Source organism: Streptomyces sp. AgN23 (genome assembly GCF_001598115.1).
In the GTDB taxonomy this organism is placed as follows: domain Bacteria; phylum Actinomycetota; class Actinomycetes; order Streptomycetales; family Streptomycetaceae; genus Streptomyces; species Streptomyces antimycoticus.
This window is the reverse complement of sequence record NZ_CP007153.1, coordinates 8,472,782-8,485,947: the sequence shown is the minus strand read 5'-3', so window position 1 is coordinate 8,485,947 and position 13,166 is coordinate 8,472,782. Positions and strand designations below refer to the sequence as shown.

General features: G+C 73.8%; 10 protein-coding genes. 3 read left to right on the top strand and 7 right to left on the bottom strand.

Going from position 1 to position 13,166, the window contains the following annotated elements; all coding sequences use genetic code 11:
* Positions 1–49 precede the first annotated feature (49 nt).
* On the top strand, positions 50–640 hold the full coding sequence (locus tag AS97_RS36795; RefSeq protein WP_210566412.1) for a TetR family transcriptional regulator: 591 nt from the start codon (positions 50–52) through the stop codon (positions 638–640).
* 43 nt (positions 641–683) lie between these two features.
* On the opposite strand, the gene AS97_RS36790 is transcribed toward AS97_RS36795, so the two are convergent.
* A complete protein-coding gene (locus AS97_RS36790) occupies positions 684–1,148 on the bottom strand; it encodes a helix-turn-helix domain-containing protein (RefSeq protein ID WP_210566411.1) in 465 nt (154 codons plus the stop codon).
* Positions 1,149–1,250: 102 nt separating this feature from the next.
* On the opposite strand from AS97_RS36790, the gene AS97_RS36785 reads away from it, so the two are divergent.
* Positions 1,251–2,483, top strand: a complete 1,233-nt coding sequence (locus AS97_RS36785; protein WP_210566410.1) for an MFS transporter — start codon at positions 1,251–1,253, stop codon at positions 2,481–2,483.
* 277 nt (positions 2,484–2,760) lie between these two features.
* Here the strand turns inward: AS97_RS36785 and AS97_RS36780 are convergent, their stop codons facing one another.
* Together AS97_RS36780 and AS97_RS36775 are read right to left on the bottom strand one after the other, a co-directional pair.
* The gene (locus tag AS97_RS36780; protein WP_059147964.1) at positions 2,761–2,979 is read right to left on the bottom strand and encodes a hypothetical protein; all 219 of its coding nucleotides are present in this window, start codon (positions 2,977–2,979) and stop codon (positions 2,761–2,763) included.
* Positions 2,980–3,265: 286 nt separating this feature from the next.
* The gene (locus AS97_RS36775) at positions 3,266–3,502 is read right to left on the bottom strand and encodes a hypothetical protein (protein WP_078639914.1); all 237 of its coding nucleotides are present in this window, start codon (positions 3,500–3,502) and stop codon (positions 3,266–3,268) included.
* 306 nt (positions 3,503–3,808) lie between these two features.
* On the opposite strand from AS97_RS36775, the gene AS97_RS36770 reads away from it, so the two are divergent.
* A complete protein-coding gene (locus AS97_RS36770) occupies positions 3,809–5,152 on the top strand; it encodes a serine/threonine-protein kinase (RefSeq protein ID WP_125758405.1) in 1,344 nt (447 codons plus the stop codon).
* Positions 5,153–5,155: 3 nt separating this feature from the next.
* Here the strand turns inward: AS97_RS36770 and AS97_RS36765 are convergent, their stop codons facing one another.
* The 4 genes from AS97_RS36765 to cbiE all read right to left on the bottom strand — a co-directional run bounded on the left by AS97_RS36765 (position 5,156) and on the right by cbiE (position 13,109).
* Positions 5,156–5,974 carry an RNA methyltransferase gene (locus AS97_RS36765; RefSeq protein WP_086711564.1) on the bottom strand — a complete coding sequence of 273 codons (819 nt, stop codon included), beginning with the start codon at positions 5,972–5,974 and terminating at the stop codon, positions 5,156–5,158.
* Positions 5,975–6,054: 80 nt separating this feature from the next.
* Positions 6,055–7,275 (bottom strand): uroporphyrinogen-III C-methyltransferase, encoded by a 1,221-nt coding sequence (gene cobA, locus AS97_RS36760; RefSeq protein WP_059147967.1) that lies wholly within the window; start codon positions 7,273–7,275, stop codon positions 6,055–6,057.
* A gap of 136 nt (positions 7,276–7,411) precedes the next feature.
* Complete coding sequence (cobT, locus tag AS97_RS36755; RefSeq protein ID WP_210566409.1) at positions 7,412–11,575, bottom strand: nicotinate-nucleotide--dimethylbenzimidazole phosphoribosyltransferase; 4,164 nt, start codon at positions 11,573–11,575, stop codon at positions 7,412–7,414.
* A 280-nt stretch (positions 11,576–11,855) separates the two neighbouring features.
* Positions 11,856–13,109 carry a precorrin-6y C5,15-methyltransferase (decarboxylating) subunit CbiE gene (gene cbiE, locus AS97_RS36750; protein ID WP_059147969.1) on the bottom strand — a complete coding sequence of 418 codons (1,254 nt, stop codon included), beginning with the start codon at positions 13,107–13,109 and terminating at the stop codon, positions 11,856–11,858.
* Positions 13,110–13,166 lie beyond the last annotated feature (57 nt).

Below are 13,166 nucleotides of genomic sequence, written 5' to 3'. Positions count from 1 at the left end.
CCGGGGCCGGGAGCCGCGCGGTGCGGTTCGTACGGAACGGTGAGCGCTGATGCGTTCGGGCCCGGCGCTCGACGCCGAGACCATCCTGACCGCCACCGAGGACGTACTGCGCCGCCATGGACCGGCCAAGGCCACCGTGCTCGACGTGGCGCGGGCCCTGAGGGTCAGCCACGCCAGCGTCTACCGGCACTTCCCGTCCAAGGCGGCGCTGCGCGAAGCCGTCACCCGGCGCTGGCTCGGCCGGGCGCGCGAGGACATCGCGGCGGTCGCGGCCGACACCCGGCAGGCCCCGCCCGAGCGACTGCGCACCTGGCTCACCACGCTGTTCGCCGCCAAGCGGAAGCTGCTGTCCGAGGACCCGGAGCTGTTCGCCACCTACCGGGTCCTGGCGGCCGAGCACAGTGACGCTGCCGCCGACCATGTGACCGACCTGCTCGAGCAGCTGCGCGTCATCATCGCCGACGGCGTCACCGCCGGTGACTTCACCTGTGCCGACCCCGCCGCGACGGCCCGGACCGTCTTCGACGCCACGATGGCCTACCACCACCCCGCGCACGCCCCCGAGTGGCAGGCCCCGGGCACCGAGGCGGCCTTGGAGGCCGTCTGCGCCCTGCTCGTCAACGGCCTGCGCTTCCGCTGATCCGTCCGCGCAGGGGCGGGCCGCGCCATGGCCGCAGGCCGGGTCAGCCCGCCTCGTCCGCACTGCTGAGCTTTTCGACGAGGGTCTCGTCCGGGCCGACGGAGCGCCCGTCGCTGGAGCGGATCTCCAGCGGGCTCAGCGGGTGCCCGTTCCGACGGTCGAGGAGTCGCGAATGCTCCTCCCCCGGGCCGAAGCAGTGCGTCTCGCCCCACTGGCGCAGCGCCACGATGACGGGGAAGAGTCCGCGGCCCTTTTCCGTGAGTACGTATTCCTGGTAGTGGCTGCCGTCGGAGGCGGGCACGGTTGTCATCACTCCGGTCCGCTCGAGGGTGCGCAGCCGGCTGGTGAGGATGTTCTTGGCGATGCCCAGGCTTCGCTGGAACTGGCCGAAGCGGCGACTGCCGTCGAACGCGTCGCGCACGATCAGCAGGGACCACCAGTCGCCGATGGCATCGACCGACCGGGCAACGGGACACGGTTCGGCGTCGAATCGCGTGCGGGCGACCATCGCACTTCCTCCTCGCAACACATCTGGTTGCAACATGCTACCTCCTGGCTTAAGGTCCGGTCAGGTAGCAAGTTGCAACCATCGACGAGGGGGAGGCGCCGTATGCCGAGCGACTGCTCGACGGCCGACGGTCGGACGGCCATGAACACCGCACTCGCTCCGCCCGGGCCGCCATCCACGCGCCTGATCCTGCTCTTCGCCGTGGCCTGCGGCAGCGCGGTGGCCAACGTCTATTTCGCCCAGCCCCTGCTGGTCACGCTCGGCGAGCGGTTCGCACTCGGCCCCGGCCTGCTCGGCGCCATCGTCGCGATCACCCAACTCGGTTACGCCGCGGGTCTGTTCCTGCTCGTCCCGCTCGGCGACCTCGTCGACAGGCGCAGGCTGATCCCACTCCAGCTCGGCCTGCTCGCCGCCGCGCTGCTGCTCGCGGGTCTGGCACCCGGGACCGCTGCGCTGCTCACCGCCCTCGCGGCGGTCGGTGCGCTCGCCGTCGTCGCCCAGACCATGGTCGCCGCAGCGGCCCATCTGACCGCCCCCGCGTTTCGGGGGCGGGTCGTCGGAGCGGTCACCAGCGGGGTGATCACCGGCATTCTGCTGGCCCGCACGGTGGCAGGCGTCGTGGCCGACCTGGCCGGGTGGCGCGCCGTCTACCTCTTCTCGGCCGTGGTGACCGCGACGCTCGCCGTGCTTCTGCGCCTGGCCCTGCCGACCGACCGGCCGCATGCCGTCACCATGCCGTACCGGCGTCTGCTGGCGTCGACCGTCGTCCTGTTCGCCCGCCACCCTCTGCTCCGGGTCCGGGGCATGCTGGCGCTGCTGGTCTTCGCGGCCTTCAGCACGCTGTGGAGCAGCGTCGTCCAGCCGCTCAGCAGTCCGCCCTGGTCGCTGACGCACACCGCGATCGGCGCGTTCGGGCTCGCCGGAGCGGCCGGAGCCGCGGCCGCGGGAGCCGCCGGCCGATGGAACGACCGCGGCCTCGCCCAGCGGACCACGGGTACCGCACTGGTCCTGCTCACCGCGTCGTGGCTCCCCCTGGCCTTCACCCGGCAGTCGCTCTGGGCCCTGGCCCTCGGAGCGATCCTCCTGGACTTCGCCGTCCAGGCCGTGCACGTCACCAACCAGTCCCTCATCTACGCCGTCCACCCGGACGCGGGAAGCAGAATCATCGGCGGCTACATGGTCTTCTACTCGGCCGACAGCGCCCTCGGCGCCATGGGCTCCTCCGCGGCGTACGCGGCGGCCGGGTGGACAGCCGTGTCCGCCCTGGGAGCGGCATTCAGCGGCGCAGCCCTGCTGCTGTGGGCGACGACCCGGCGCCTGGACTCAGTGGGGTGACGCCCTGAACCCCACCGCGGCCAAGCGTCACATGCGATACCGACAAACGAACCGAACCCACGTCGCCCCCCGCCAGGAGGAACGGCAACCCCGGCGCACCGCCTCCCGCTGAGGGCCCCTACGGCCGGCCGCGTCGGCCCCAGCCGCGCCTGGACGGCGCGATGCCCGGACAGCTCCCCAGCTGTCCGGGCATTCGTGCCGTCCGCCGCACCCCCGTCCCCACGGGGTTAATGGCCGGAAGTCCCCGGCCCGGGCCGCTCTCCCGGGCCTGGGGCGCTCAGCGCCCCAGCATTCCCGCCACGGACGACGCTTGTGTGACGACGGCATCCCAGCCGCCGAAGGTGATGGTCAGGAGGATGGCCATCGGCAGCACCATCGCCGCCGCGACCAGAGGGTGGCGGGTGCCGGTCCGCGGACCGCCGAAGGCGTCGGCCGCCGCGCGAATGGACCTGCGACGACGCGTGTGGATGACCGTGCGTCCAGCCGTGTCCGCCATCGTCCCTCCTCCGTCACATCTGGGGGCGGCGAGCGTCTGACCTCGGGGGACGAGTGCTGCGCCCGCCGCTTGAGCACAACATTAGGCGCGCACCCCGGTCCTCGGCGTCATGCCTTCGTACCGATTGCCGGGCCTCCCGGAGGATGACCCCGGGAGGCGTCGACTACTCCCCTGGGTGGAGATGCGCCCTCACGCCTTGGGGTCTTCCCGGAGGGGTCCGGGGAATCGATCCTTCCGGAGCCCTTCCGGTGCCCCCGGAGTGTGCCCCTCCGAGCGCGTGCGAGCTCTACTCACCGTCTCCCTCCTCGCCCCGCGGCACCGGCTGCTCCACCAGTGCCAGGACGCGGTTGGCCATGAAGCGGGCCGTCCGCACCACGGAGCCATTACGGGTGACTTCGCTCACTTCCACCACCCCCCGCCGGACCGCTGTCTCGACCCTCCGGCCCGCCCTGCTGGCCACCACTTCATACGTCCGCGTCGTGTCCCCCGCGTCCACGACTATCTCCACACGATCACCCTTCACGGTCTCAATCCCCCTTCTGAGACGGCCCCTTGAGATCACGCAGCACGGAGCCGGGCGTGGATTGCCACGATTCCGGCCCACTTCTCCAGGATCTCAGGCACCACTGACAATCGATCGGCCGACGCATGCGCGGCCTCTCAGCGCGCGGGGCCGTCAATCCGTAAGCTGTGCACGTCAGACGGACAGCGACGGACAACAGCGGCGGACTGACGGCAGATCAGCGGCAAACGGCAAGCAGACGGCAGCGGATGGGGCTCCCCACCAGGGGTTAAGGGAGGGGCTCCGCACCGGAGGTAGGGGACGGACATGGCGATGATGCGGCTCCGGCGCGAGGACCCGCGTGTCGTCGGTTCCTTCCGGCTGCACCGGCGGCTCGGCGCGGGCGGCATGGGGGTGGTCTACCTCGGCTCCGACCGGCGCGGCCAGCGGGTGGCCCTGAAGGTGATCCGGCCGGATCTCGCCGAGGACCGGGAGTTCCGGTCCCGGTTCGCCCGGGAGGTGTCCGCCGCGCGGCGGATCCGCGGCGGCTGTACGGCCCGGCTGGTGGCCGCCGACCTGGAGGCCGACCGCCCCTGGTTCGCCACCCAGTACGTACCGGGCCCCTCCCTCCACGACAAGGTGAACGAGGAGGGCCCGCTCCCCGCCGCCCAGGTCGCGTCGATCGGGTCGGCGCTGGCGGAGGGGCTGTTGGCGGTGCATGAGGCGGGTGTCGTCCACCGCGACCTCAAGCCCTCGAACATCCTGCTCTCCCCCAAGGGCCCGCGCATCATCGACTTCGGTATCGCCTGGGCGACCGGGGCCAGCACTCTCACCCACGTCGGCACGGCGGTCGGCTCGCCCGGCTTCCTCGCGCCCGAGCAGGTGCGGGGCGCGGCGGTGACCCCGGCGACCGATGTCTTCGCGCTGGGCGCGACGCTCGCGTACGCCTCGACGGCGGACTCGCCGTTCGGGCACGGCAGTTCCGAGGTGATGCTGTACCGGGTGGTGCACGAGGAGCCGCAGTTGCTGGGCGTCCCCGACGCCCTGGCGCCGCTGCTCCACGCCTGCCTCGCGAAGGATCCGGAGGACCGGCCGAGCACCCTGCAACTGTCCCTGCGGCTGAAGGAGATCGCGGCGCGCGAGGCGCATGGGCAGGGGCACGGTGCCGGGGGCTACGGCGGCGGGCCGGGCCGCCCCCCGGCGCGGCGCCCCGAGGCGTATGCCGATCAGCACACGGAGCGGCGCCCGGGCGGTACGCCGACGCCGCGCAACGGGTCCCCGTCGCCTCGGCCGGGAGCCAGTACGGGCGGGGCCTCGGGCCGTCCCACGGGGCGGAACACCCCGGCGCGGCCGCAGCAGGCGCAGCGCCGGGGCCCGCGGCCGCCCGCGCGTGCGGACCGCCCGGGGCGTCCGGCCAACACCGTCCGCACCTCGCCGGGCGGACGCCGCCCCAGCGGGCCCAACCGCCGGTTGCTGCGGCAGCGGCTGACCGTGTTCGTCGTGGTGACGCTGCTGGTGGCGCTGGGGATCGCGGCGGCGCAGGGCTGTCAGGGCCCGGCGAACGGCCTGGGCGCACCGCACGGGCCGACGGGGTCGGTCTCGTCGGCGGCCCCGCACTCGGCGCAGACCCCGCAGTCGGCGGAGGCGGCGGCCGGGCCGGACGGCCGGTAGGGGTCAGAGCCCCGGTCGGCCCGAGGTGACCGCGTAGAAGGCGACCGCCGCCGCCGCGCCCACGTTGAGGGAGTCCACACCGTGGGCCATCGGGATCCGGACCCACTCGTCCGCGGCCATCAGCGCCTGGGTGGAGAGTCCGTCGCCCTCCGCACCCAGCATCAGCGCGACCCGCTCCAGGCGGTGCGGGGCCGCGTCGTCGATGGTGGTGGCCTTCTCGTCGGGGGTCAGGGCGAGGATCTTGAACCCGGCGTCCCGGACCGCCTCCAGTCCGCGCGGCCAGCTCTCCAGGCGGGCGTACGGCACGGAGAAGACGGCGCCCATGGAGACCTTGACCGAGCGCCGGTAGAGGGGGTCGGCGCAGTCCGGGGAGAGGAGCACGGCGTCCATGCCGAGGGCCGCCGCGCTGCGGAAGATGGCGCCGGTGTTGGTGTGGTCGTTGACGGACTCCATGATGGCGACGCGGCGGGCGCCCTGAAGCACCGATTCCGCGTCCGGCAGCGGCTTGCGCTGCATGGAGGCGAGGGCGCCGCGGTGGACGTGGTAGCCGGTGACGCGTTCGGCCAGTTCGGGGCTGACGGCGTAGACGGGGGCGGGGACGTCCTCGATGACGTCCCGCATCACATCGACCCACTTGGACGACAGCAGCATCGAGCGCATCTCGTAGCCGGCGAGGCGGGCACGCCGGATCACCTTCTCGCCTTCGGCGATGAACAGGCCCTCGGCCGGCTCCCGCTTGCGTCGTAGCTCCACATCGGTCAGACCCGTGTAGTCGCGCAGCCGCGGGTCGTCCGGATCATCGACGGTGATGAGATCAGCCACTTAAGTGATACTGCCTTGTCCTGGAGGCGGTGCCAATGAGCCCGACGCGAATAAGTTACCGGCGGTTACGTCCGCTTACGTCAGCGGTGGTCACGGGGCGAGAGGGCGACGACATCGCCGATCACCACGACCGCCGGGGGCCGTACGCCCTCGGCCGCGACCTTCTCCCCGACGGTGGCGAGGGTCGCGTCCACCCGCCGCTGGGCCGGGGTGGTGCCCTCCTGGACCACGGCGACGGGGGTGTCGGCGGCCCGGCCATGGGCGACGAGCGTCGCGGCGATGGCGCCGATCTTCTCCACGGCCATGAGCAGCACCAGCGTGCCGCGCAGCCGGGCCAGCGCCGCCCAGTCCACCAGGGAGCTGGGGTCGTCAGGGGCGACATGGCCGCTGACCACCGTGAACTCATGCGCGACGCCCCGGTGGGTCACCGGGATCCCGGCCGCGCCCGGGACGCTGATGGAGCTGGAGATGCCGGGCACGACGGTGCACGGGATACCGGCCTCGGCGAGCGCCTCGGCCTCCTCCATGCCGCGCCCGAAGACGAAGGGGTCGCCGCCCTTGAGGCGGACGACCGACTTGCCCGCCTTGGCGTGCTCGATCAGCGCGTTGTTGATCGCCTCCTGGGCCATGAAACGGCCGTACGGGATCTTCGCCGCGTCGATCACCTCGACATGCGGCGGAAGTTCATCGAGCAGATCGCGCGGGCCGAGCCGGTCGGCCACCACCACGTCCGCCTCGGCGAGGAGCCGGCGGCCGCGCACGGTGATCAGGTCAGGGTCGCCCGGCCCGCCGCCCACCAGCGCCACCCGCGGGCCGCGGCTGCGGTGGCGGGGCGCGGCGAGGGTGCCGTCGCGCAGCCCCTCCACCACGGCGTCCCGGACGGCGGCGGAGCGGCGCGGGTCCTGCCCGGTGAGCACGGCGACGGTGACGCCCTCGCTCCGCCCGGTGGCCGGGGTCCAGGCGGAGGCGGCCTCGGCGTCGTCGCTGCGGACGCACCAGATGCGGCGCGCCTCGGCCTCGGCGGACGCGGTGGCGTTGGCCTCCGGGTCGTCCGTGGTGATCAGGACGTACCAGGCGCCCTCGAAGTCGCCCTCCTGGTAGCGGCGGCGCTCCCAGCGCACCTCCCCCGCCTCGGCCATGGCCTCGACGGAGGCGGTGGCGGACGGCGAGATCAGCAGGATGTCCGCACCGGCCGCTATCAGCGCGGGCAGCCGGCGCTGGGCGACCTGGCCCGCCCCGAGGACGACCACACGCCGCCCGGAAAGGCGCAGTCCGACGGGGTACGCGAAGTGTTCGGACATGGCGGTGCGGCTCTCCTCGTGCGTATGCGCGGCCGCTGCGGCACTGGAGCGGCTGATCGACTGGGCTTGATCGACTGGAGCGTGATCGGCTCTGGGGCGGAGCCCCCGCCGACACCCTACGCGGCGGGGGCGCGCGTCAGTTCTTCTCCGTGACCCCTGCGGAGTCGAAAGTGGCCACCTCGTGCATCGCCCGTGCGGCGCTCTGCACCACCGGAAGGGCCAGCAGCGCCCCGGTGCCCTCGCCGAGCCGCAGATCCAGGTCGACCAGGGGGCGCAGGCCCAGCTTGTTCAGGGCCGCCACATGGCCCGGCTCGGCGCTGCGGTGACCCGCGATGCAGGCCGCCAGCACCTCGGGTGCGATGGCCCGGGCGACCAGCGCCGCGGCACCCGCGCTCACCCCGTCCAGGATCACGGGCGTACGCAGCGAAGCGCCGCCCAGCAGCAGCCCGGTGATCGCGGCGTGCTCCAGGCCGCCGATCGCCGACAGAACGCCGATGGGGTCGGCCGGATCGGGCTGGTGCAGCTCGAGACCGCGCCGTACGACATCGATCTTGCGGGCGTGCATCTCGTCGTTGATGCCCGTGCCGCGCCCGGTCACCTCGGCCGGGTCGGCGCCGGTGTAGATGGAGACCAGGGCGGCCGACACGGTGGTGTTGGCGATCCCCATCTCTCCGGTCAGCAGCGCCTTGTTCCCGGCAGCGACCAGATCGCGGGCCGTCTCGATGCCCACCTCGATGGCGCGCAGCACCTCCTCGCGGGTGAGCGCGGGGCCGACGGTGAAGTCGCCGGTGCCCGCCCGCACCTTGCGCGGCAGCAGCCCGGGGGTGCTGGGCAGATCGCTCGCCACCCCGACGTCCACCACGCACACCTCAGCCCCCACCTGGGCGGCGAAGGCGTTGCAGACCGCGCCGCCGCCCAGGAAGTTGGCCACCATCTGGCTGGTGACCTCCTGCGGCCAGGCGGTGACACCCTGGGCGTGCACCCCGTGGTCGCCCGCGAAGATGGCGACGGCCGCGGGCTCCGGGATCGGCGGCGGGCACTGCCGGGACAGCCCGCTCAGCTGGGCGGAGATGATCTCCAGCATGCCGAGCGCACCGGACGGCTTGGTCATCCGCTTCTGCCGCTCCCACGCCTCACCGAGCGCCTTGGCGTCCAGCGGGCGGATGCCGCGCAGGGTCTCCTGGAGCAGATTGTGCGGGTCGCCGCCGGGCAGGGTGCGGCGGCCGTACGTCTCCTCGTGGACGACCCAGGACAGCGGGCGGCGCTTGGACCACCCGGCCTTCATCAGCTCCGGCTCCTGCGGGAACTCGTCGACGTAGCCGACGCACAGATACGCCACGACCTCCAGATGGTCGGGCAGCCCGAGCTCCCGCACCATCTCGCGCTCGTCGAAGAAGCTGACCCAGCCGACGCCGAGGCCCTCGGCGCGGGCGGCGAGCCAGAGGTTCTCCACCGCGAGCGCGGAGGAGTACGGCGCCATCTGCGGCTGGGTGTGCCGGCCGAGGGTGTGGCGGCCGCCGCGGGTGGGGTCGGCGGTGACGACGATGTTGACCGGGGTCTCGAGGATGGCCTCGATCTTCAGTTCCTTGAACTGCTTGGCCCGGCCTTTGGGGAGGGACTTGGCGTACGCGTCCCGCTGGCGCATGGCCAGCTCATGCATGGCGCGGCGGGTCTCCGCCGAGCGGATGACGACGAAGTCCCACGGCTGGGAGTGCCCCACGCTGGGCGCCGTGTGCGCGGCTTCGAGAACGCGCAGCAGCACCTCGTGCGGGATGGGGTCGGACCGGAAGCCGTTACGGATGTCCCGGCGCTCGCGCATCACGCGGTGGACGGCGGCACGCTCGGCCTCGTCGTACCCCTCGGCGCGGGGTCCGAGGGGGAGGGGGATCAGCTCGGGGTCGGGCTCGGGGTCCGTGTCGGTCTCGGGCTCCGGTGTGGATTCCTGGGCCTCTTCAGGCGTGGCGTCCGCCGCGGGTTCGGGAGCCGTTTCGGGTTCCGTCTGGGGTTCGGGCTCCGGCTCGGGGGCGTGCGCCTCGGGGTCGTCCGTGGCCGCGGGCTCGGCGGCTTCCGGGTCCGTGGGCTCCGGTTCGGCGATCCCGGCCTCGGGCTCGGCGGCCTCGGGCTCGGCGGCTTCCGGGCTATCGGCCTCGGGGGTACCGGTCTGCGACACCGTGGCCTCCTGCTCGGTGGCCTGCGGCTCCGTGGCCTCCTGCTCGGTGGCTTCCGCTTCGGCTTCGGGTGCCGTTCCGGGCGTCGTGGCCTCGGGCTCGGTGGGCTGGGCCTCCGCCTCTGCTGCTGCCTCGGGCTCCGCCGTGGGCTCGGTGGCTTCGGGTCCGGCCTCCGGCGCTGCCTCGGCCGCCGCTTCCGCGTCCGGCGCGGCGGTCACGGGCGCCTCCGCCTCAGCGGCTTCGCTCTCGGTGGCCTCGGCCTCCGGGACGTCCGGGGTGTCCGCCGCTTCGGCTTCGGGAGCCTGCTCCTCCGGGGACTGCTCCTCAGCCTCGACCACGGTCTCCGGGCTCCCCGCCTCGGGCTCCGGCTCGGCCGTCGCCTGCTCAGGTGTCTCGGCGGGCGCCTCCGGCATCGCTGCCTCCGCCTCCGGGACGACCTCCGCCTCGGGCGCGGCCTCGGCCTCCGGTTCGGCGGGTGCCTCCTGCTGAGGCGTCTCGGCCGCCGTCGACTCCTCGGCGGCGGGCTCCTCGGGCTGAGGCTCCTCTGCGGCCACTATCGAAAGAGCCGGGTCCACGGCTGCCTGCTCCACCGATTCGGCGGGCTGATCCGGGAGTTCCTGAGGGGCCTCCTGGGCTGGGGCCTCGGCGGTGGGAGCGTACGGCTCCTCGGCCGTGACCGGCTCATGGGCCAACTGCGCCGGGATCTCGGGTGTGGCCTCCGCGACCGGGGCGGCGGCAGGCTGGGCCTCGACCTGTTCGGTGACGGGCTCGGTCTGCGCCTGGGCCGGGATGTCGACGACCTGCTCCTCGGCCACGGCGGCCTCCGGGGCGGGCTCCATGACCGGCTCCCCGGCCTGGGCCGGGATGGTCGCGCCCATCGGGTGCGGGTCCGGGACCACCGGGTCCCCGTACGCCTGGTCCATCGCGACCGGCTGCTCCTCCGGCGCCATCGCCTCGGGCTGGACGAACGGCTGGGGAGCGGGCTCCGCTTCGGGCCCCTCCGCGACCTGAGGTTCCTCGGCCGTACCGGCCATCTCCGCGGGCGCGGGCGCGGGAGCGGGCGCGGCGGCCTGCGCGGCCTGCTGCGCAGGCGGCGTGGAGTCCCAGGCGTCCCCCGGCTGCGGGGCGTCGACCATCTGCGGGAGGTCCGCGAGCTGGGGCCCGGGGAGCCGACTCAGGTCGTCGGGCTGCGGGGTGAAGTACTGCGGCCCGGCGGCGTACTGGGGCGCGCTGGAGTAGTCGGCCGCCAGCGGCTGCTCGAGCATGATCGGCTGCTCGGGAACGAGGAACTGTTCGGGCCCCGCGAACTGCTGCTCAGGCCCGGCGAACTGCTCAGGCGCGGCGAACTGCTGCTCAGGCCCGGTGAACTGCTCAGGCGCGGCAAGCTGCTGCTCGGGCCCCACGAACTGCTCGCCCTCGGCGAACCGCTGCTCGGGCTCGGCAAAGTGCTCGGGCCCGGCGAACTGCTGCTCCGCCATCCCGCCCTGCTCAGGCGCCGGAACGCCCTGCTGCTGCCCCGCCCCGTACTCGGGCTGGACCCCGGCCTGATGCGGCACCTGCGGCTGCGGCTGCGGCTCCGGCACGGCCTCCGGCTCCGGCTCGGCCTGCGGCTCGGGCTCGGGCTGGCGTGCGGGCGCGGCGTGCCGGCCCGCGGCCGGGCCACGGTCGGCGAGCGAACGCACCACGCCGTTGGAGGTGTCGGGCACCGGCGGGCCCATGTGAAGCGGCCGCCGGGCGGGGGCGGCGGGTGCCGCGTAAGCGGCCTGGGCGGGGGCCGACTGCGGTACGGACTGCTCCGCCACGGGCTGCGGCTCGGGCATCTGGGTCTCGGCGTACGCGGCGGCGCCGGGGTCGAGCACGCCCGCCTCGTACGTCCCGGTCTGGTACTGGGCCTGCTGCTCGCTCCAGGCGCCCTGGGCGCCCGGCATCAGCAGCAGATCGTCCTCCTCGCCGACGTGTTCGGGCCCGTCGAGGAAGGTGTAGGCGGCGCCGGGAGGGACACCGGGATGCGGCTGTTCGATGTAACCGGCGTCGGCAGGCGGGGCATGGACATCCGCCGGGTGCGGATGTCCGAGTCGTCCGCCCGCGTTCTCCGGCAGTCCCTCACCCGGGACCTGGCCGGTGTCGGTCATGCGTACCCCTCGCCCATCGCTAGTGCTCCTTCCAACCGCCTACCGCCGAGAGCAAGCCCCCTGAGCAAGAACGAGCATGCGCCGTGCGCGGCACGTAGACACGCCCGAGGCTTACCTACCGCCGCCCCTCGAAGGAAGGGGCATTTTCCGGCCTTTGGCCAATAAAGCGCCGAACGCCGGGCAGCGGTACAGGCAGTACAACGATCCGCCAGCCTACCCCGCGCGGTGCCCCGGGCAGGTCACCGGGGCGAAGCTCGGGGCGAACGTCACAAGGGCAAAATCACTGGTGCGGGCGGTGACCGCAGACCATGAAGGCGACCGCGCGCTCCCGTTCGGTCCAGCCCCGCGTGTCCAACTCGACGGACTGCAGCAGCACGCATTCGACGGCGTAGCCGCCGTCCTCCAGCGCCTGGCCGATGGCCTCCGCCTCGTCGCGGGTCGCGGCGTGGGTGACGATGCGCTCGGGGCGGCGCGCGGCGCACGCGGCGACGACGGGTGCGCCCCCTCCGCCGATCCGCACCACGTCCGGCTCCGGCAAGTCCTCCAGCACCTCGGGGGCGACGCCCTGGACGACCTGGAGCTGTACGCCGAAGCGGCGGGCCAGGGTGTCGGTGCGCTCGCAGGCGTCCGGGTCGCGGTCGACGGTGATGACGGCGGCGCCGAACCCGGCGGTCTCGACGGCCGCCGCGCCGCTGCCCGCTCCGATGTCCCAGACCAGGTCGCCCAGGCGGGGGCCGATGCGGGCGAGTTGAAGGGCGCGCAGCTGTGGGGACTCGCTCTCGCCCAGCACGGTCCCGTACGCGGGGCCGGGCAGCGCCCAGCCGCGGACGGCGCCCGGGTAGCCGGGGTCGCGTCCGGCGATCCAGCCGCCGCTCTGCAGCGCGCCGCGGGCGGCAGCGGCCGCCGGGCCGCCGCGGACGGGAGTTATGCCGGAGCCGCCGATGACGATGACGACGTTGGGGTCGCGCCAGGCATGGTCGGCGGCCTTGTCGGAGGTCAGGACGGTGACCTGCTCGCGTTCTGTGCCCAGCGCCTCGCAGATGACGAAGGTGCGGTGCACCGGGCCGAGCAGCAGTGCGAGTTCGGCGGGACCGGCGCCGGGCGAGGTGAGGACGGCGACCTTGGTGTGGGCGCGGCAGACGTTGACCGCGCGGCGCAGATCGCGGCTGTGGGCGACGACGACCTGGGCGTCGTCCCAGGGCATCCCCGCCCGGGCGAAGGCGGCGGCGACGGAGGAGACGGCGGGGACGACCTCGACCTCGAGTCCGTGCTCGGGGGCGCGCAGGGCGCGGACGACGCCGAAGAAGCCGGGGTCGCCGTCGGCCAGGACCACGGCGGAGCCGCGGTGCTGGGCGATCCTGCGGGCCGCGAGGTCCACGCTGCCGAGCCGGATCCGTTCGGCGCCTGGCGGGACTTCGGGCAGCGCCAGGTGGTGGGCGGCGCCGGCCACCAGGGTGGCCGCCGCGAGGGCGGAGCGGGCCGCGTCCGTCAGCGGGGTGCCGTCCCAACCGATCACCGTGACGCGGTCGGCCATCGTCCTTGTTCTCCCCTATGTGTGGCGGGTTCGGGTCTGTCGGGTGCGTCGGTGGGC